Annotated in this window: 18 protein-coding genes; 9 read left to right on the forward strand and 9 right to left on the reverse strand. The window is 72.1% G+C overall.

The window, feature by feature from the left end; all coding sequences use genetic code 11:
* The first annotated feature begins 63 nt into the window (after nucleotides 1-63).
* Complete coding sequence (locus HUG12_RS03425; RefSeq protein ID WP_179267432.1) at nucleotides 64-516, forward strand: hypothetical protein; 453 nt, start codon at nucleotides 64-66, stop codon at nucleotides 514-516.
* On the opposite strand, the gene HUG12_RS03430 is transcribed toward HUG12_RS03425, so the two are convergent.
* Together HUG12_RS03430 and HUG12_RS03435 are read right to left on the reverse strand one after the other, a co-directional pair.
* On the reverse strand, nucleotides 452-967 hold the full coding sequence (locus HUG12_RS03430) for a 2'-5' RNA ligase family protein (protein ID WP_179267433.1): 516 nt from the start codon (nucleotides 965-967) through the stop codon (nucleotides 452-454). The two genes, HUG12_RS03425 and HUG12_RS03430, sit on opposite strands and share 65 nt — an antisense overlap.
* Nucleotides 968-976: 9 nt before the next feature.
* Nucleotides 977-1,150 (reverse strand): DUF7554 family protein, encoded by a 174-nt coding sequence (locus HUG12_RS03435; RefSeq protein ID WP_179267434.1) that lies wholly within the window; start codon nucleotides 1,148-1,150, stop codon nucleotides 977-979.
* 91 nt (nucleotides 1,151-1,241) lie between these two features.
* Here HUG12_RS03435 and HUG12_RS03440 point away from each other — a divergent pair, with 91 nt between their 5' ends.
* The 3 genes from HUG12_RS03440 (at nucleotide 1,242) to HUG12_RS03450 (ending at nucleotide 4,720) form a co-directional block, all read left to right on the forward strand.
* Entirely contained in the window at nucleotides 1,242-2,423 is a 1,182-nt protein-coding gene (locus HUG12_RS03440; protein WP_179267435.1) for a helix-turn-helix transcriptional regulator, read from the forward strand.
* Between the two features lie 93 nt (nucleotides 2,424-2,516).
* A complete protein-coding gene (locus tag HUG12_RS03445; protein WP_179267436.1) occupies nucleotides 2,517-3,518 on the forward strand; it encodes a DUF7096 domain-containing protein in 1,002 nt (333 codons plus the stop codon).
* 104 nt (nucleotides 3,519-3,622) lie between these two features.
* A complete protein-coding gene (locus HUG12_RS03450; protein ID WP_394354280.1) occupies nucleotides 3,623-4,720 on the forward strand; it encodes an SPFH domain-containing protein in 1,098 nt (365 codons plus the stop codon).
* A 62-nt stretch (nucleotides 4,721-4,782) separates the two neighbouring features.
* On the opposite strand, the gene HUG12_RS03455 is transcribed toward HUG12_RS03450, so the two are convergent.
* Nucleotides 4,783-5,046: a glutathione S-transferase N-terminal domain-containing protein gene (locus tag HUG12_RS03455; protein WP_179270555.1), complete on the reverse strand. Its 264-nt coding sequence runs from the start codon at nucleotides 5,044-5,046 to the stop codon at nucleotides 4,783-4,785.
* Nucleotides 5,047-5,190: 144 nt separating this feature from the next.
* Between HUG12_RS03455 and HUG12_RS03460 the strand changes: the two genes are divergently transcribed.
* Nucleotides 5,191-6,309 carry a 60S ribosomal export protein NMD3 gene (locus HUG12_RS03460; RefSeq protein ID WP_179267438.1) on the forward strand — a complete coding sequence of 373 codons (1,119 nt, stop codon included), beginning with the start codon at nucleotides 5,191-5,193 and terminating at the stop codon, nucleotides 6,307-6,309.
* 180 nt (nucleotides 6,310-6,489) lie between these two features.
* Complete coding sequence (locus tag HUG12_RS03465; protein ID WP_179267439.1) at nucleotides 6,490-7,479, forward strand: glycosyltransferase family 4 protein; 990 nt, start codon at nucleotides 6,490-6,492, stop codon at nucleotides 7,477-7,479.
* A gap of 47 nt (nucleotides 7,480-7,526) precedes the next feature.
* Here the strand turns inward: HUG12_RS03465 and HUG12_RS03470 are convergent, their stop codons facing one another.
* Nucleotides 7,527-7,712, reverse strand: a complete 186-nt coding sequence (locus HUG12_RS03470; protein WP_179267440.1) for a DUF7317 family protein — start codon at nucleotides 7,710-7,712, stop codon at nucleotides 7,527-7,529.
* A 145-nt stretch (nucleotides 7,713-7,857) separates the two neighbouring features.
* Nucleotides 7,858-9,756: a helicase C-terminal domain-containing protein gene (locus HUG12_RS03475; protein ID WP_179267441.1), complete on the reverse strand. Its 1,899-nt coding sequence runs from the start codon at nucleotides 9,754-9,756 to the stop codon at nucleotides 7,858-7,860.
* A gap of 173 nt (nucleotides 9,757-9,929) precedes the next feature.
* On the opposite strand from HUG12_RS03475, the gene HUG12_RS03480 reads away from it, so the two are divergent.
* Complete coding sequence (locus HUG12_RS03480) at nucleotides 9,930-10,643, forward strand: histidine phosphatase family protein (protein ID WP_179267442.1); 714 nt, start codon at nucleotides 9,930-9,932, stop codon at nucleotides 10,641-10,643.
* 64 nt (nucleotides 10,644-10,707) lie between these two features.
* Here the strand turns inward: HUG12_RS03480 and larE are convergent, their stop codons facing one another.
* The 4 genes from larE to HUG12_RS03500 form a co-directional block, all read right to left on the reverse strand.
* Nucleotides 10,708-11,643 carry an ATP-dependent sacrificial sulfur transferase LarE gene (gene larE, locus HUG12_RS03485; RefSeq protein ID WP_179267443.1) on the reverse strand — a complete coding sequence of 312 codons (936 nt, stop codon included), beginning with the start codon at nucleotides 11,641-11,643 and terminating at the stop codon, nucleotides 10,708-10,710.
* A 244-nt stretch (nucleotides 11,644-11,887) separates the two neighbouring features.
* The gene (locus HUG12_RS03490) at nucleotides 11,888-12,256 is read right to left on the reverse strand and encodes an Hsp20/alpha crystallin family protein (protein WP_179267444.1); all 369 of its coding nucleotides are present in this window, start codon (nucleotides 12,254-12,256) and stop codon (nucleotides 11,888-11,890) included.
* A gap of 126 nt (nucleotides 12,257-12,382) precedes the next feature.
* Nucleotides 12,383-13,510, reverse strand: a complete 1,128-nt coding sequence (locus HUG12_RS03495; protein WP_179267445.1) for an ORC1-type DNA replication protein — start codon at nucleotides 13,508-13,510, stop codon at nucleotides 12,383-12,385.
* Between the two features lie 157 nt (nucleotides 13,511-13,667).
* Complete coding sequence (locus HUG12_RS03500) at nucleotides 13,668-15,695, reverse strand: MutS2 family protein (protein ID WP_179267446.1); 2,028 nt, start codon at nucleotides 15,693-15,695, stop codon at nucleotides 13,668-13,670.
* Between the two features lie 556 nt (nucleotides 15,696-16,251).
* On the opposite strand from HUG12_RS03500, the gene HUG12_RS03505 reads away from it, so the two are divergent.
* Both HUG12_RS03505 and HUG12_RS03510 read left to right on the forward strand, forming a co-directional pair.
* Nucleotides 16,252-17,250, forward strand: coding sequence for a tyrosine--tRNA ligase (locus tag HUG12_RS03505; protein ID WP_179267447.1), 999 nt, complete (start codon nucleotides 16,252-16,254; stop codon nucleotides 17,248-17,250).
* Between the two features lie 240 nt (nucleotides 17,251-17,490).
* On the forward strand, nucleotides 17,491-17,970 hold the full coding sequence (locus tag HUG12_RS03510; RefSeq protein ID WP_246308132.1) for a universal stress protein: 480 nt from the start codon (nucleotides 17,491-17,493) through the stop codon (nucleotides 17,968-17,970).
* Nucleotides 17,971-18,043: the final 73 nt, after the last annotated feature.

Here is an 18,043-nt window from a genome sequence, read left to right on the forward strand (position 1 = left end):
GTTCCGGGGGCCCGCCTCGGGCCGGAGCGCTCGCCGTCCGAGGGTTCACGCGGGAGCGTTCCCGTGGGACGCGACATCCGTCTCCCGGACGTTCTTCACGTCCCGTACGCATCACCGGCCAGGGGTCTCTTCGACCGGGACACGGACGTGAGCGACGAGGAGCCCTCCGACGACGCCGACCGGTTCGAACCCGTGGCGGGGACCGCGCCGGCGGAGGGATCGGAGGACGACGGGGAGGCGGACGCGAACGACGAGCCGCGACTCGCCCCCGTTCGCCTCCGGGACGACGACTTCAGCGGCACCCTCAAGCGCGCGGTGGACCAGGAGGCGGGCGTCGTCCTGTACGCCTACGAGAACGGCAACGGCGGCGGGCTGGCGGCGGTCCCGCTCGCGGAGACGGAGCTCCCGACCGGCTCCGACCGACGTCCGCGGCGGGCGTACCGCGTCCCCTTCACCGGAGCGGGAACCGCGTCGCGAACTCCCGGTACTCCCGGGTCCAGATGCCGAGTTCGGTGACCGTCCAGGAGACGTCGCCGAAGTCGCGCTCGCGGAGGCGGTCCAGCGCGTCCTCGACCGCGTCGCGGTCGGTCCCGACCCCCCTCGCGAGGGTGACGTGCGGGTCGTACTCCCCGCCCTCGAGCCCCTCGACGGCGCCGAAGTCGCGCACGACGCGCTCGTGGACGTCCCGCAACCCCTCTCCCTCGACGGCGAGGTAGACGACCGGACTGTCGCCGTTCGGCGGGTTGTCGAAGGTGTCGACGCCGGTCACCCTGGCCTCGAACGGGCGCACGCCCGCGAGCGTCGGGCGCAGTTGCTCCCGGAGGCGGTCGGGCGGCTCGGCGTCGCCGAACCGTTTGACCACTATCGTCGGGCGCTTCCTGACCGTCCGGAAGGGGACCAGTTCCGGGGCGAGGTCGGCGGCGATGCGCTTTGCGACCGGCGGGACCGGGATGTTCAGGCTGTACACGTCGTCGTCTCAGATGCGGTCTAGCAACCAGAGCACGATAAGGACCACGACGGCGAGGCCGATGATCGTCGGGAGCGCCGCGACGACGCCGACGAGGAGCCCCAGGACCTCCCCCACGATCTCCAGAACGATCCAGACGATCACCAGCACCAGCACGATCTTCAGCAGGTCGTCCACGTCCATGCGGGCCACAATCCACCGCTGGGGTCAAAAGCACGACGGCGGGCCGGCACACACGACAACGGTTTTGGCGGGGGCGGTCACACGTCGGGGCATGCGACGAGCCTCCGCCGTCCTCGCCGCGGCCCTCGTCCTCGCGTCCGCCGTCGTACCGGCCGTCGCGCCGGCCGTCGGCGGGAGCCCCGGGGACGACGGGTTCGCCGCCCTCCTCCAGACGGGCGACGTGGAGGCCGACCGCGTCTCCCTCCGCGCGACCGTCGCGGAGGACGGCGCCGCGGAGTGGCGGATCGCCTACCGGATCCGCCTGGACGACGAGAACACGACGCGGGCGTTCGAGAGCCTCCGGGCCGACGTCGAGTCGAACGAGAGCGCGTACGTCTCGCAGTTCGAGTCGCGGATGGCCCCGACCGTCGCGGCCGCCGAGGACGCCACCGGGCGCGAGATGGAGCTGCGGAACGCCTCCGTGACGGTCCAGCGCGACCCGTTCCAGGAGTTCGGGGTGGTCGCCTACGCGTTCACCTGGGACGGCTTCGCCGCCACGAACGGCGACCGCCTGACGGTCGGCGACGCCCTCGGGGGGCTGTTCCTCGACGAGGGGACGAGCCTCACGGTCGCCTGGCCCCGGGGGTACGAGGCCCGCGGCGTCGACCCCGCGCCCGACGACAGGACCGACTCCTCGGTCACCTGGAAGGGCGACCGCGGCTTCGGCCCGGAACAGCCCCGCGTGACGGTCGCGCCCGCGTCGGCGTTCCCGATCCAGCCCGCGTCCGCCGCGCTCGCCGCGCTCGCCGCGCTCGCGCTCGTCGGCGGCGCGTGGGCGTACCGGAACGGGACGCGGCTACCGGACCTGCCACGCCCCGGCGGGGACGGCGCGTCGACGGTCGGCTCCCCGACCGACGGGAGGGCCGCGGACGCGGGCGGTGCGGGCGGCGCCGCCGCGGGCGCCGGCTCCGATGGAACCGACGGGACCCCCCCGGAGGAGCTGTTGAGCCCCCGGGAGCGCGTGCTCCGCCTCGTCGAGTCGAACGGCGGCCGGATGAAGCAGGCCGGCGTCACCGAGGCGCTCGGGTGGAGCGCCGCCCGGACCAGCCAGGTCGTCGGCGACCTCCGGGACGACGGCGACCTGGAGAGCTTCCGACTCGGCCGCGAGAACGTCCTCCGGCTTCCCGGGGAGACGATGGGGGACGGGGGCGACGGGTCGGACGGCGACGACGTGAGCGGGGACCACGGCGCGGACGGGAACGACGGCGCCGGGGGGGAGGGTCGTCGCTCGTGACCCCCTATCGGCGCCGGTTAACGTCGCTTAACCGGGGTGAAGGCGGCTTACGGGAGTGGACGATATATGGGGTGTCGGGTCGTGGGCGCTGACATGGAGCGACTGACCGCGGCGCTCGTGGCCGCGATGCTGGTGACCGCCGGTCTCCCGGCGGCCGCGGCGGTCACGGGCCAGACCGCCGGGGAGGAGGCCCGGCCGGGCGCGCAGTTCGCCGGGGCCGTCGGCGTACAGGGGGCCGAGGTCCGGGGCGAAGTGGAGGGCCGCACGCTCGACGAACGGCTCGAGGCGGCCGACTCCGACGCCTCGCGGGCGGGCGTCGTCGCCGGGGAGTCCGACCGTGCCGAGGAACGGCTCGCGGACCTCCGGGAGCGCCGCTCGACGCTCCGAGACCGGTACGAGAACGGGTCCGTCTCGGAGTCCGAGTACCGCGCCAGGCTCGCCGGCATCGCCGCCGAGTCGCGGGCGCTCGAACGGCGGCTGAACCGGACGAGCGACGCGGCCCGGAGCCTCCCGCCCGAGGCGGCCCGGGAGCACGGCGTGAACGCCTCCGAGGTCGAGACGCTACGGGCCGACGCGGCCTCGCTGACCGACGACGAGGCCGCCGACGCCGCGAGAGGCGTGGCCGGCGAGGGCGCCGGGAACGGCCTCGGCGTGCCGCCCGAGGATCGCGGCCGACAGGGGGACCGCGACGAATCGGGAGACCGCGGCGCGCCGGTCGACGGCGGCGACGACTCCGGGCCCGCCGGCCCCGCGGACGACCGCGGAACGGGCGGGAGCGCGGGAGAGGGGGCGCGGAACGGCACCGCCGGGGAGGGTGGCGCCGGTAGCGACGACGCCCGCGGTACGGGGAACGCGACGGTGGGTGAGGGGAACGCGACGGTGGGTGAGGGGAACGTGACCGTAGGCGAGGGGAACGCGACCGCGGGTGACGACCGGGCCGGCGACCCGGGGAACGGAACCGACGCCGGCGACCGCGGAAACGGGTCGAGCGGCGTGGGGAGCGGGAACGCCGACCCGGGACCCGACGGTGACGGCGCTGGCGGCGGGCACGGCGACGACGCGGACGACGCCGAGGCGACCGCGACCGAAGCCTGACCCCGCCACCGAGCGGACGACCCCGCGAAATGGGTAAGTACCCGGGCACGCCACGTTATGACATGGACGAGGCCGGGCGTGCGTTCTTTCGCGAACTCGGCCGGATGAGCACCGGGGGCGCCGTCCTCGGGGTCGGCGGGTCCCGCGTCGTGTTCGCGGTGCTGGTCGGCGTTGTCGCGCTCCTCCTCTCGACCGTCTCGACCGTCTCCGCCGTCGGGTTCCTAGCGGCCGCGCTCGTCCTGGCGACCGCCGTCTCGGCGGTCGAGATCGTGCAGGCCTACGAGCAGCGCGCGCTCACCGTGTTCGGCGGGTACCGCGGGCTGCTCGACCCGGGGCTCCACCTCGTCCCGCCGTTCGTCTCGCGGACCTATCGCTTCGACCTCCGGACGATCACCATCGACGTGCCGAGACAGGAGGCGATCACCCGCGACAACTCGCCGGTGACCGCCGACGCGGTCGTGTACGTCCGGGTCGTCGACGCGAAACGGGCGTTCCTCCAGGTGGACGACTACCGGAACGCGACCGCGCTGCTCGCCCAGACGACGCTCCGGGCGGTGCTCGGGGACATGGAACTCGACGAGACGCTCTCCCGGCGGAACGTCATCAACACCCGCATCCGGGAGGGGCTGCAGGGCCCGACCGACGACTGGGGCGTCGAGGTGGAGATGGTCGAGGTGCGCGAGGTGCTCCCCACGCCCGTCGTCCGCGACGCGATGGAGGAGCAGACCTCCGCCGAGCGCCGCCGCCGTGCCATGATCCTCGAGGCGCAGGGGGAGCGCCGCGCGGCCGTCGAGTCCGCGGAGGGCGAGCGGGTCTCGAACGTCCTCACCGCGCAGGGCGAGAAGCAGGCGTCCGTGCTGGAGGCGCAGGGCGAGTCCATCGCGACGGTGCTGGCGGCCCGCGCCGCCGAGTCGATGGGCGAGCGCGCCATCGTGGACAAGGGGCTGGAGACGCTCGTCGAGGTCGGACGGGGCGACTCGACGGCGTTCGTGCTCCCCCAGGAGCTCACCTCGCTCGTCGGCCGCTACGGGCGGCGCCTGTCGGGGAGCGACGTGGCGGTCGGCGAGGGGCTCGCGGGCCGGGAGTTCGACGAGGAGGAGCGCGAGATGCTGGGGCTCGACGACATCGAGACCATCGCCGCGGGCGGGAACGGCTCCGACGCCCTTCCGCTGGAGGACGGGGACGCGTCCGAGAGGGAGTGACGGTTCGGGGGTCGGGCGAACCGACGGCCGCCCCGACGCCGTTCGACCGATCGGCTGAGTCGCTACCCGTAGTGCCGCTTCACGTACGCCACGATGTCGTCGCTCCCGTAGAGCGACTCCTCCCGGTCCGTGTCGACGAGGAAGGGGATCTGATCCTCCCCGCCGAACTCGGTCAGCTCCCGGTGGGTCAGTTCGTTGAGCACGTCGCCGCCCTCGTCGCCCGGCAGTCGGGGGTTGTGGACGACGTACGACGCGCCGAGGTCCGTGAGCGCCTCGCGGACCTCCGTGCTGTGCGGACAGCTCTCCGCCTGGTACAGTTCGAGCATCCCGTTCCAGCGTTGGCGGGCCACGTCCGTCAACGTTGTCCGGGCGCCGGCACCCGGGCGGTTCCGAGCGGGGAGTGGCCCGACGCGGACGGTTCCGCTCGGTCGCGTCGCTTAAACCCCACAGCCGCCTAGCCTCGCCAACGAATGAGCGACGCACGCGGCGCCGAGTTCTGCCCGCGCTGTGGCGACCCCGTCCCGGAGCGGGACGAGCCGTTGCCCGGCGAGCCACGCGACCGCGACCGGGTGCTGTGTGACGCCTGCTACTTCGAGGACTTCGACCTCGTCGACGCCCCCGAGCGCGTCGAGATCCAGGTGTGTTCGGGCTGCGGGGCGGTCCGGCGGGGGAACCGCTGGGTCGACGTCGGCGCGCGCGACTACACCGACGTCGCCGTCGAGGAGGTCTCGGAGGCGCTCGGGGTCCACCTCTCCGCCGAGGACGTCCGCTGGGGCGTCGAACCCGAGCAGGTCGACGAGACGACGATCAGGATGCACTGCACGTTCGCGGGGGTCGTCCGCGGCGTGCCGGTCGAGGAGTCGGCGGTCGTCCCGGTGAAGATCTCGCGGGGGACCTGCGACCGCTGCGGGCGCATCGCGGGCGGTTCGTACGCCGCGACGGTGCAGGTCCGCGGGGTCGACCGCGTCCCCGACACCGCCGAGGAGCGCGAGGCGGTCGAGATCGCCGAGTCGCTGGTGGCGGGCCGCGAGGCCGACGGCGACCGGGACGCCTTCGTCACCGAGATCGTCGACCAGCCGGAGGGGACGGACATCAAGCTCTCGACGAACAAGCTGGGCAAGACGGTCGCCACGCGGATCACCGAGCGGCTCGGGGGGAGCTACTCCGAGGCGCCGACGCTCGTCACCGAGGACGGCGACGGCAACGAGGTGTACCGGGTCACCTTCGCGGTCCGCCTGCCGAAGTTCCGTCCCGGCGACGTGGTCGACCCCGACGACGGCGACGGACCGGTGCTCGTCCGGTCCGTGCGGGGGAATTTGAAGGGGGTTCGGCTCCGGACGGGCGAGCGGTACGAGGCGTCCTTCGAGGAGGGCGAGACGCCCGACGCCGAGCCGGTCGGCGAGGCCGGGGACGCCGCGGAGACGACCGTCGTGACCGTCGAGGACGAGAACGCCGTGCAGGTGCTCGACCCCGAGACGTTCGAGGCGGTGACCGTCCCGAACCCCGAGTTCTACGACGGGGACGACACGGTCCGGGCGCTGAGGACGGACGACGGACTGTTCGTGTTGCCCACGGACGACGAGGAGTGACCGGCACGTCCGTACCTGGCTTCGGGGAGGCGGCTCCTGGAGTCCGAGGACGCCCCGGGTGCGGGTACGCGTTCGGTATAGGCTGATGGTATAGGCGGACGGTAACTAAGTCGGGCAGTGGTAGAGAGTCCGACACGAACTGCCGGCGACGGGTCGGAACCCGCCCGGCGCCAAACGACCATGCGCGTGCTCAACCTCGCCACCAGCCAGGACGCGGAGTTCTTCCAGCTACAGGTGAGAGCGCTCGAACGGCAGGGCATCGAGGGGACGACGCTCGGGGTGCCCGGCGACCAGGAACCGACCGACGACGGGATGACCTCCCGGTCGGTGGCCGACTACCTCCGGTTCCACACGCGGGTGCTACGGCGCTCGCTCGACGCCTACGACGTCGTCCACGCGAACTACGGGCTGACCGCGCCCGCGGCGCTCTCACAGCCCACGCGACCGGTCGTCCTCTCGCTCTGGGGGTCGGACCTGCTGGGGGAGTTCGGCTGGCTCAGCCGCCGGTGTGCCCGGCGCGCCGACGCGGTCATCGTCATGAGCGCGGAGATGGCGGACGTTCTCGACGCCGACTGCCACGTCATTCCGCACGGCGTCGACCTGAAGCAGTTCCGTCCGTTCCCCCGACGGACCGCGTGCGAGACGGTCGGCTGGGACCACGACGTCGGGAACGTCCTGTTCCCGTACCCCGAACAGAGCCCGGTGAAGAATTACCCCCGGGCCGAACGGGTGGTCGACGCCGTCCGCGACCGGCTCGACGGCGACGTCGAACTCAGGACGGTGTACGGCGTCCCTCACGCGCGGATGCCGGTCTACATGAACGCCGCCGACGCGCTCCTGGTGACCTCCAGGCGGGAGGGGTCGCCCAACACCGTGAAGGAGGCGATGGCCTGTAACCTGCCGGTCGTGGCGACCGACGTCGGCGACGTCCGCGAGCGGCTGGACGGCGTGACCCCATCGCACGTCCGCCGGACGGACGGGGGGCTCGTCGACGGCCTCCTCGACGTGCTGGAGCGGGGGAGTCAGTCGAACGGCCGGGCGGTCGTGCGGTCGCTCGGGCTGGAACGGATGGGACGGGATATCAGGGCGGTGTACGAGTCGGCGCTGGACGAGCGTAGTGCTCCTTCGGTCGTTCGGACCGTCGAACGGAACCCCGGGACCGAGGATTAGCCGGCCGACGACGGCCTGGTCCCCACGGCGACCGCCCTCCCGGGCGCTCAGTCCGCGCTCGCCGGCCGGTGGCCCGCGGCGGGTACGTCAGGTTCGGACGGCCGGACGCCGAACCGCTCGCGGAGCGTCGCGAACCGCTCCTCGGTCACGCCGGCCCGCGAGGCCGCCTGCGCCGCCGTCAGGGTGCCCGCGCCGTACAGCGTCAGCGCCGTCACGACCGCGTGCCGCGTCATGCCCCTCTATCCTGCAAGGGAATACATAATCCTTCGTGAGATAATATGTCATGAAGGTCGCCGGAACCGCACCGACTCCCTGGAACGTCGGTTAAACGTCCTTCCAGCCGCTCGCCCCCTCCGGGCGCCGCTCGCGTCCCCGGACTCACTCGCCCCAGACGTCCGAGAGCGGGTGGTCGGCCATCGGGTCGTCGTCGGCCTCCTCGCCCGCTGACGCCCCGCGGGTCGAGTCCGTGCCGGCGGCGCCGGTGGTGCCGACAGCGGGACGACCTCCCGAACCCGACCGGGCGCCGGACGAGCGGGAGGACGCTCCGCCGGCGGACCCCGTCCGTCCGCCCCGTCCGGACCGCCCGCCGCTCCGACCCGCCGGCCCGGGTTCGGCGTCCATGCCGGCGAGCGCGGCGGCGGGGTCGAACCCGGGCAGGTCGGGTTCGGTCATCCGGTCGACCTGCTCGCGGAACCACGGCGGGGTGTCGTGCTCCGCGCGCTCGAACAGGTCGAGCAGGCTGGAATCCGCGAGGTAGGTGGCGCCGTGGTCGTCGGGCGCGCGGACGACGCGGCCGCACGCCTGGATGACCGTCCGGAGGGCGGCGCGGTGGTACCACGCCCACTGGCCCTCCTCCAGGCGGCGGGCGACCCGCGAGTCGCCGGTGTTGAGGTACGGCGCCTTGCACAGCACCTGCCAGCGGCAGAGGTCGCCCTTCAGGTCCAGCGCCTCCTCCATCTTCACGGAGACGAACACCTCCGGGTCCGGACTGGCCTTCCACTCCTCCAGTTGCACGTCGCGGTCCTCGCGCTCGTGGGTCCGAACGCGGGCGCGCACGCCGAACTCGCCGAACTTCTCGGCCAGCCGGCCGGCGATGGCGTAGCTGTGGGCGTGGATCAGCCCCTTCTCGTCGGGGTGTTCGGCCATCAGGCGGAGGCAGAGCCGCGCGACCTTCGGCACCGTCTCGTCGCGGTGCTCGTAGGTCATCTTCCCCTGCGTCGCGTCGTACAGCGGCCGGTTCTCGACCGGGAACGTGTGCTCGACGTCGACGAGCGCGACGCGGTCGGGGGTCAGCCCCACCTGGCGGCAGAACGCGTCCTTGTTGAGGATGGTCGCCGAGAGCAGACAGAACTTGTTCCCGCGGTCCCAGACGGTGTGTCTCAGGTACTTCTCGGGGTCGAGCGGCTTGATGGCGAGTTCGCCGCCCTCGCCGTCGGGCTGGTCGACGACCCACGTCGTCGCCGAGTCGCGGTCGCGGTAGTCCTCGAGGAACCAGTTCAGCTCCGAGCGGAGCTCCTGGAGTCGGTCCCGCCGGGCGGCCTCCTCGGGGGTCAGGTCCCCCTTCGCGAGCAGGTCGTCCTTCGCGCGCTCGCAGACGCCGACGAGCTGGTCGGCGAACCTGGCGGTGCGCTCGACCGGCCCGACCTCGTGGTCGTTCACGTCGGGCACCGTGACGTCGTCCCAGACGGGCACCGTCCGCGGCTTCAGCTCGATGGTCGCGTACATCTCGGCCCACTCGGCGAGCCCGTGGGCCTCGTCGATCACGACCACGTCGCGCTTGCGGAACACCTCGGAGCCGGCGGTCTGCATGAAGTACGCCAGCGTCATCGCCGCGATGGGGCGGTTGGAGGCGATGGCGCGGTCGGAGTAGTACGGACAGCGGTGCTTCACCGAGCAGTCGTAGCCGCGCTGGCGGGCGCAGGGCGCCCGGTTCACCGGCGTCGTCTCCTCGCCGGGGAGGATGCAGGCGTAGTTCGACTTGCCGCGGATGACGTTGAGGTCCTCCAGCAGGTCGTCCTCGGCGACGTCGTCGAGCTGGGACACCTGCGGCGTCGTGTAGTAGGCGCCGGTCGCCTGCGAGGGGGTGGACTCCTCGACGGTCCGGGCCGCGCCGGCGACCGAGCGCGCGAGGAGCGACTTCCCGCTCCCGGTCGGCGCCCGGACGAGGACCACGTCGTTGCCGTCGGCGAAGGCGTCTCGGACGTCCTCGAGGGCCGCCTCCTGGGCGCCGCGGAAGGAGGGCGCGGGGAACGACGGGAGGATTCTGTCGGGGTCCACTTTCGTACCGGATACTGCGTCGGAGTCGGGGTAAGGGTGTCGGATGGGTCGCCGTCCGTGTGTTTCGCCGACCGATCGACGACGTGCTCCGGACCGGTCGACGTCGAGTTCGGGGCCGGGGGGTCGACGAGACGGTACCACCGTTTTTGCCGCCCGTGCGCCAACGACCACCGATGACCACGGTGCTGCTGTGTCGGCACGGCGAGACGGCGTGGAACCGCGAGCGCCGCGTCCAGGGCTGGGCGCCGACGAGCCTCACCGACAGGGGGTGCGAGCAGTCGGGGGCGCTCGCCGACCACGTCGCGGCCGGGTACGACGTCGACCGGGTGGTCGCCTCGGACCTCGAGCGGGCCGCCGAGACGGCCCGGGTCCTCGGCCGGGCGGTCGGCGCCGATCCCGAGCTGGATCCGGCGTGGCGCGAGCGGGACTTCGGACGCCTCCAGGGGCTCTCCTACGCCGACCTGTTCGAGGGCTACCCGGAGTACGCGCTGGGCGAGACGGGCCATGCGGCCGCCGAGGCGACGCCGGAGGGCGGCGAGAGCCTGCTGGCGATGCGCGAGCGCGTGCTGACCGCCTGGGAGGGGTTGCTCGCCGAGGCGGCGAACGGGGTGGACGGGGTGGCGAACGGGGAGCCGAGAGCGAACGGGGCGGAGAGGACGGACCGCGCGATCGGCGCGGACCGAACGGTCGCGGTCGTCACCCACGGCGGCCCGCTGTACGCGGTCACGGGCGCGGTGAAGGGGCTGGACCTCGTGGCCGCGACGCTCGAACAGGAGCAGGGCAACTGCGCGCTGAACGAGGTTCGCGTGCGGGACGGCGACGCGACGCTGGTCGCGGAGAACGAGACCGGATTCCAGGCGGAGGCGACCGTCCAGCGGAACTACTGACCCGGAAGCGAGGTTTGGTTACCAGTTCCGTCCGAGCAGCCGCGGAACGCCGCGTTCAGGACCGCTATCGGCCGGTCGGGTACTCCCGGGAGAGCGCGTCGGCCGGGTCGGCGTCCCCGTCGAACCCCTTCGTTTCGACTCCATCGGCGGCCGTCGGTCCCGACCGTTCGGTCCCGTTCGCGGTTCCGTCCTCGGCCGGGCTGACGCTCCCGGTCCGGTACCCCTCCAGGTCGAGCGTGACGTGGTCGAAGCCGAGGTCGAACAGGTGCTCGCGGGCGGCCCGCACGAACTCGGGGTCCAGCGCGGCCTCCAGTTCGTCCGCGCCGACCTCGATGCGGGCGAGGCCGTCGTGGTCCCGCACCCGGAACTGGGAGAACCCCCAGGTCCGGAGCAGGCGTTCCGCCTTCTCGATGCGGGTCAGGCGCTCCTCGGTCACCTCCAGGCCGGTCGGGATGCGCGAGGAGAGGCACGCCATCGAGGGCTTGTCGGCGACGTCGAGGCCGTAGTGGGCCGCGATCTGGCGCACCTCGTCCTTGGTGATGGCGGCCTCCAGCAGCGGGGAAGCGACGTTCAGTTCCTCGACCGCCTGCAGGCCCGGCCGGTGGCCCTCGCCCGGGTCGGAGGCGTTCGTCCCGTCGCAGACGGTGTCGATGCCGCGCTCCCGGGCGGCCTCGTACATCCGCGAGAGCCGCATCGTCCGGCAGTGGTAGCAGCGGTCGTCGCCGTTCGTCACGAAGTCCGGATCCTCGAGTTCGGAGAACTCCACGAGCGCGTGCTCGATGCCGATGTCGTCGGCGACCCGGCGGGCGTCGGCCAGTTCCTCGGCCGGGAGCGTCTCGCTCTTCGCCGTACAGGCCACCGCGTCATCGCCGAGTGCGTCGTGCGCGAGCGCCGCGACCACGCTGGAGTCCACCCCGCCCGAGAAGGCGACGAGGGCGCCGTCGAGCCGCGAGAGCGACTCGCGGGCGGCGGCCGCCTTCGCCGCGACGTCGTCGTCCATGGGTGGACTGTGACCTCGCGGGGCAAAAGCCCCGCGTTCGGGGCACTCGGGGAACCGAACGTCCGACGGTTCACGGTCGGGACGCGATCCGACGACCGTCACGCAGCGTGAACCCGCCGGGACGCGCTCGTCGGAGAGCACCGCAAAAACACGCGATCGGTCGCCGATTCCGTCCGAACACCGGGCCACGTTCCGCGGCCCGGAACCGGCCCTCGGATCGAGCCTCGCACGGCGGGGTACGACGTCACTGCACCTCGATGGAGGTGCCGCGCGTGGTGGCGCCCTCGAGGACGGGCAGGCGGACCTCGAGCACGCCGTTCCGGTAGGCGGCCTCGATCTCGTCCGGCTCGATCTCCTTGGGCATCCGGAACGTCCGATGGTACGTCTTCCGCCGGTTTCGAGCCTCGTCGTCCCGTTCGGCCGAGACGTTCAGCCGGCCCTCGAACCAGTTGACCTCGATCTCCTCGCGCTCGAAGCCCGGCAGTTCGACCGTCAGGACGAAGTCGTCGTCCTCCTCGTACAGTTCGTAGTCGCCGCCGCCGGTCCCGAAGAGCCGGTACGGCAGGTCGAGACTCCGCGTCCAGTTGCTGGTGGGGCTCGTCGGTAGCGCCATGCTGCACCACCCACGTGGTCGTACGGGGCGCCGCATACAAATCGTTTGTGGTATTTTACGCCGCGTTCGAGGAATGATAGCAGTAATATCGTCTAGAACGGCCGTTACGGAAGATGGGCCGGTCAGTCACTCCAGCCGATCCAGCACGGCGTCGGGTTCGTACGCCAGCGAGAGCGACCGCGAGCGCCCGCGCCCGTCGACCTCGGCGTACTCCGTCTCGACGACGCCGAGCTGTTCCAGCTTCTTGATGATCTCCGAGTAGCGGGTGTAGCCCAGGTCGGTCCGCTCGTGGAACGCCTCGTACACCGCGCCCGCCTGCTCGCCGTCGTGGGTGGCGAGCACCTCCACCAGCGCGCGCTCGGACTCCGAGAGCCCGCGCAGGCTCCGGGAGAGGTGGACGTACTTCGACTTGTCGTACGCCTCCTCCACGTCCTCGGTGGAGACGGTCTTGGATGCGCGCATCTCGGCGTTCAACCCCGCGCGGCGGAGCAGGTCGATGCCGACCCGGAGGTCGCCCGACTCGGCGGTCAGCTCCGCGACGCGGTCGAGTTCGGTCGAGGAGAGCACGCCCTCGTTGAAGCCGCGCTTCGCGCGCTCGCCGAGGATGTCGACGATCTCGCCGACGCCGTACGTCGGGAAGTACACCTCCTCCGGGCGGAACACCGACTGGACGCGGGAGTCGAGGTCCTCCATCACGTCGAGCGAGAGGTCCGAGGAGACGCAGATGACGCCGATCTTCGCGCCCGAGTGGGTCTCGTGGGCCCGCAGCAGCGAGTACAGCGTGTCGGAGGCCTCGTTCTCGTAGAACAGGTAGTTGACGTCGTCGAGCGCCACGACGAGCACCTGGTCCTCCTCGACCAGCCGGTCGGTGATCTGGCCGAACAGCTTCTTGAACGAGATGCCCGAGGAGGGCGGCTCGTAGTCGAACAGCCCCTCGAACACGCGGGAGAAGACGGCGTAGCGGGTCGAGTCGACCTGGCAGTTCACCCGCACCGTCCGGACGTCCGTCTGGGCGCGCAGTTCGCCGAACAGCTTCTGGATCGCGGTCGTCTTCCCGGTGCCGGGCGGGCCGCGCACGACCGTGTTGAGCGGCCGGGATCCCCGCGCGGCGGGCCGGAGCGCGTACTTCAGCGACTCCAGCTGGCTCTCGCGGTGGCGGAACGTCTCCGGGACGTAGTCGATCTCGAAGACGTGCTCGTCTCTGAACACGGACTCGTCCCACGAGAGCATCCCCTCCTCGGGGTCACCGGGCATCGTGGTGAGAGGTCGGGTCCGTGACTACTTAACCGTTTTCCGGTTGCGGGGCGGAAGTGAACGCCGATGTTTCGGGGCGTCGTGTCGGGGTTCGCGGCGGTTCCAGTTTCAGTTTCAGTCGGTCCGAACGAGCCGACACCTGGCGATCGAGGCGGGGCTAGAACTTCTCCAGCAGCCCCTCATAGAACTCCGCCGACCCGTCGCTCCGGGCGTCCCCCGCCAGTTTCTCGACGATCAACTCGGGCGTCGAGCGCGCCAGGTGGTCCTTCCGCGGCGACCGGTTCACCACCAGTTCGCCGTCCTCCAGCCCCACCGCCTCGATGCCGTCGACGGCGACGTCGAAGTCCGCGGCGGCCCGGATCTCCCGCGCGAGGTGGGAGACGAACACCGCCGTCGCGCCCTGCCCGTCCAGCGCCTCGAGGATGCCGGCGATGATCTTCGCGGAGGCGCCCGGTTCGGTGATCGACTCCAGTTCGTCGACGAGGACGAGTCGCCCCGTCGCGCCCTCGACGAGGTCGCCGAAGTCCCGCAGGGTCGACTCGAACGCGCCGGCGTCGAGGGTTCCCTGCGATTTCGCGTAGTAGTGGAGTTCGGAGAAGCGCTGGAGGCGGACGGAGTCGGCCGGGACCGGCAGCCCCATGTGCGCGAGCGTGACGACGAGCGCGACCAGGTCGAGCGTCGAGGTCTTCCCGCCGGAGTTGACCCCCGAGAGGAGCGTCACGCCCGACACGTCGTAATCCACCGGGTCGACGTCCGTGAACTCGACGTCGAGCAGCGGCGAGCGGCCGGCCCCGACCGCGAACCCCCCGCTCGCGGAGTCGGCGTCCGCGTCGCCGTCCCCGACCGCGGGCCCGCCCACGAACTCCGGCATCGTGCAGTCGAACTCGCGGGCGAACCGCGAGACGGCGAGTTCGACGTCGAGTTCCAGCGCGTCCCGGACGAGGTCGTCCGCGTCCGCGCGTAGCGCCGCGAGGTCCGCCGCGAGGTCGGCCTTGAGCCGGGAGGCGCGGCGGTCCCGGGCCGTCTTGAGCTCCGTCCGCAGGCGGGCCAGCGGCTCCTCGTTGTGCTCGACCGGGAACGTCGGATCGGCCGCGAAGATCCGTTCCGCGAACTCGGTCTCGCCCGAGTCGAGTCCGAGCGCGTCGACGAAGTGCTCGCGGGCCCTCGCCAGCGCCTCGTCGTACTCGTCGGCCAGCTCCCGCGAGAGCAGTTTGTCGACCCGGGCCCCCTGCTCGACCAGCGAGAGGAAGTCCTGGCCCTCGATGGTGACGTCCTGCTCGCGGATGGCGTCCCGGAGGTGGTCGTTCGCCACCGAACAGGCGGTGCTCGCCGCGGCGTCGAGGTCGTCCACCGCGTTCGAGAGCCGCGCCAGTTCGTCGTCGCCGGCGACGGTTCCGTCCCCGTCGAGCCGCGAGAGCGCGTCCCGGAGGGCGTCCGGGTCGCAGGCGGGGTCCACGTCGGCCGCCTCGTGGACCGCCGCGGCGGCCTCCAGGCGTCCCCGGTTCTCCGCGAAGAAGGAGAGCAGGCGCTCGGGCGCGACCTCCTCGACGTCGTCCTCGGGGTCGGGGACGACGCGCACGTCGCCCTCGACGTCTATGCCGGCGAACCGCTCGTCGAGCGCGATCACCGTCGAGTACGACCGGGCGAGCTCGGCGAGGTCGCGCGCGTCCTCGACGACCTCGACCGACAGTTCGGGGAAGGCGGCCTCGGCCTCGGCGAACCGCTCCGCGTCGGCGGTCGCGAGCGCCCGCTCCCGGATCCGGAGGCCACGCGGCTCCGAGAGGGGTTCGACCCCGGAGAGCGCGTCGAGCACGTCCGGGTCCGGGTCGCGCTCGACGGCCTCGGCCGCCCACTCGCGCACCTCCTCGATGCGGGACCCGACCGGCGAGGGGTAGAGCGTCCGGAGCCGCTTTCGGGCGTAGTCGGTGACCGCGCGCTCCTGGAGCAGGCCCAGCGCGTCGGCGTACACCTCGTCGGCGCGGTCCGTGGCGGTCCACCCGCCGGGGTCGTCGTGGCGCCGGCGGATGGCGCCCTGCGCGACCGCGGCCGCCCGGCCCTCGGTCAGGCCGGGCGCGCGGGCGAGCGCCGCCACGTCGCCCGCGCGGAGGGCGGCCTCCGGGTCGTCCAGGGCGGCGAGCGCGTCGGCCGTCTTCTCGCCCACCCCCGGGATCGACGTGAACTCCATTCGCTCCGGGGGTCGGCGTCGGTCGTGAAAAGCGTTCCCGAGTGTGTGCCGGGTGGTGGCGGGAGGTCCGATTCGGCGGACTACGAGCCTGCTATCGGTCGATGGCGCCGTCAGTTCGAACGGCTGGTCGAACTAGCAGACCACTACCGCTTGCCCGCTGGCGTCCACCAGCCTCCCCAGCCGATTCCCTCGCGCCCGGCGCGCCACAGGAGCGCGCCGGCTCGCTCATCTTACCTCGGAGCACGCTCCTCCTCGGAACTCACCCTCGCTGCGCTCACGTGAGCCTCGTGCGGGGCCGCCGCGCGCCACCCCTGCTGCCATCGCGACCGCCAGTTGGCCGGGGAGCGGCCGTCCCGGTGGACTACCCGCGGCGACCACGAGCGGTAGTCGGGCCCGCGTCGCTCGGCCGAACCTCCGGCGGGGGGGACAGAACGGGGCCGCGGGGGCTTTCGCGGTCGTCGCAGTCCCCGTTCCCACGGCGATATCCAGTAGAATCCACGGGAAGCATCGGCACACATCCGAAAGACGTAATCGGCGCACGCGAATCCCCACCTACATGGACGCCTACGAGCGGATCACCCGGAACGCGTCCGAGGTGATCACCGAGGAGGAGGTGCGGGCGCTGGCCGCAGAGCCCGAGGGCAGGCGGGCGTACGTCGGCTACGAGCCGTCCGGCGTCCTCCACATCGGCCACATGCTCACCGCGAACAAGCTCATCGACCTCCAGGAGGCGGGGTTCGAGATCGTCGTCCTGCTCGCGGACGTGCACGCCTACCTCAACGACAAGGGCACCTTCGAGGAGATCCGCGAGACCGCCGAGCGGATGAAGCGGCAGTTCGTCGCCTACGGGCTCGAGGAGGAGAACACCGAGTTCGTGCTCGGCTCGGAGTTCCAGCTCGACGAGGACTACGTGCTCGACCTCCACCAGATCGAGCTCTCGACCACGCTCAACCGCGCGCAGCGGGCGATGGCCGAGATCCAGGGCGGCGGGGCCGCGAAGGTGAGCCACGTCGTCTACCCGCTGATGCAGGCGCTCGACGTCGAGTACCTCGACCTCGACCTCGCCGTCGGCGGGATGGACCAGCGGAAGGTCCACGTGCTCCACCGCGAGGTCGTCCCCGACCTGGGCTACGAGGCCCGCCCGTGCCTGCACACGCCGATCATCGCCAACCTCGACGACGGCGTCGGGAAGATGTCCTCCTCGACGGGCGTCACCATCTCGATGGAGGACTCGACCGAGGCGATCGAGGAGAAGGTCAACGCGGCCTACTGCCCGCCGACGCGCGACCCCGACCCCGACGGGGAGGGGAACGAGCGGCGGAACCCCGTCCTGGAGATCTTCCAGTACCACGTGTTCCCCCGGTTCGAGACGGTCGTCGTCGAGCGCCCCGAGCAGTACGGCGGCGACCTGGAGTACGACGAGTACGAGGCGCTCGCGGCCGACCTCGAGTCGGGTGAACTCCACCCCGCGGACGCGAAGGGCGCGCTCGCCCGGTACCTCGACGAACTCGTGGCCCCCGGCCGCGCGGTGCTCGCCGAATACGACGGGGAGTAGCGAGGAGAGCCCTCCCGTCGACGGGTGGCGTTCCCCGCGTCGACGGCTCCGCCCGATCGGTTTCTCGCCGCCCCGTCGGACCGTGCCGCCCGTTCACGTGCTCCTCGAAGTGAAACCCGAACTTCCATTATAACGGTCTTTTAGGTCCAAAAACAGTTAACTGAGAGCCGCACTTATCCACGAATGAGCAAAACTGATGGCTCGCGCTGAACGCGCGGCCGGAACCGCTCGTGATCGACCGTGACCGCCACTGCCCACGCCCACTCGACCGCCGACCCCGCCGCCGAACAGTCGTTCGACCGCATCGTCGTCGCCGTCGCCGACCCGGACGACGCCGCGGCGCTCGCCGACGTCGCGACGTCGCTCGCGGCCGCCCACGGCGCGACCGTCCACGCGCTCTCGGTCGTCGACATGGAGGCCGGGGGCGGCCACTGGGACATCGTCGTCGAGCGTCACGAGGCCGACGCCACGGCCGCCGTCGACGCCGTCGCGGAGCGGGTGGCCGAGGCCGGCCTCGACGCGGTCAGGCACGTCCGCTACGGGAGCCCCGACGAGACCATCGCCGCCTACGCCGCCGACCACGGGGCGGACCTCATCGTGATGGGCGCCGGCGCTCGGTCGGGGCTCAGGCGGTTCGTCTCCGCCGGCAGCACCACGCCGCGCGTCCAGCGCCGCTCGTCGGTGCCGGTGCTCGCGGTGCCCGAGACGAGCGAGGAGTAGGCGAAGGCGGTTCCGCAGGGTTCCCGGAGGCGGGGGGCGTGACGCCGCGGTCGGGGACCGTCAGGCGATCGGT

The organism is Halorarum salinum, assembly GCF_013402875.1.
Taxonomy (GTDB): domain Archaea; phylum Halobacteriota; class Halobacteria; order Halobacteriales; family Haloferacaceae; genus Halorarum; species Halorarum salinum.

Bases quoted from the DNA above. Each gene is read 5' to 3' on its own strand.
- HUG12_RS03435 (WP_179267434.1), bottom strand. From the start codon at position 1,150: ATGGACGTGGACGACCTGCTGAAGATCGTGCTGGTGCTGGTGATCGTC.
- HUG12_RS03440 (WP_179267435.1), top strand. From the start codon at position 1,242: ATGCGACGAGCCTCCGCCGTCCTCGCCGCGGCCCTCGTCCTCGCGTCC.
- HUG12_RS03445 (WP_179267436.1), top strand. From the start codon at position 2,517: ATGGAGCGACTGACCGCGGCGCTCGTGGCCGCGATGCTGGTGACCGCC.
- HUG12_RS03450 (WP_394354280.1), top strand. From the start codon at position 3,623: ATGAGCACCGGGGGCGCCGTCCTCGGGGTCGGCGGGTCCCGCGTCGTG.
- HUG12_RS03455 (WP_179270555.1), bottom strand. From the start codon at position 5,046: ATGCTCGAACTGTACCAGGCGGAGAGCTGTCCGCACAGCACGGAGGTC.
- HUG12_RS03460 (WP_179267438.1), top strand. From the start codon at position 5,191: ATGAGCGACGCACGCGGCGCCGAGTTCTGCCCGCGCTGTGGCGACCCC.
- HUG12_RS03465 (WP_179267439.1), top strand. From the start codon at position 6,490: ATGCGCGTGCTCAACCTCGCCACCAGCCAGGACGCGGAGTTCTTCCAG.
- HUG12_RS03470 (WP_179267440.1), bottom strand. From the start codon at position 7,712: ATGACGCGGCACGCGGTCGTGACGGCGCTGACGCTGTACGGCGCGGGC.
- HUG12_RS03480 (WP_179267442.1), top strand. From the start codon at position 9,930: ATGACCACGGTGCTGCTGTGTCGGCACGGCGAGACGGCGTGGAACCGC.
- larE (WP_179267443.1), bottom strand. From the start codon at position 11,643: ATGGACGACGACGTCGCGGCGAAGGCGGCCGCCGCCCGCGAGTCGCTC.
- HUG12_RS03490 (WP_179267444.1), bottom strand. From the start codon at position 12,256: ATGGCGCTACCGACGAGCCCCACCAGCAACTGGACGCGGAGTCTCGAC.
- HUG12_RS03495 (WP_179267445.1), bottom strand. From the start codon at position 13,510: ATGCCCGGTGACCCCGAGGAGGGGATGCTCTCGTGGGACGAGTCCGTG.
- HUG12_RS03500 (WP_179267446.1), bottom strand. From the start codon at position 15,695: ATGGAGTTCACGTCGATCCCGGGGGTGGGCGAGAAGACGGCCGACGCG.
- HUG12_RS03505 (WP_179267447.1), top strand. From the start codon at position 16,252: ATGGACGCCTACGAGCGGATCACCCGGAACGCGTCCGAGGTGATCACC.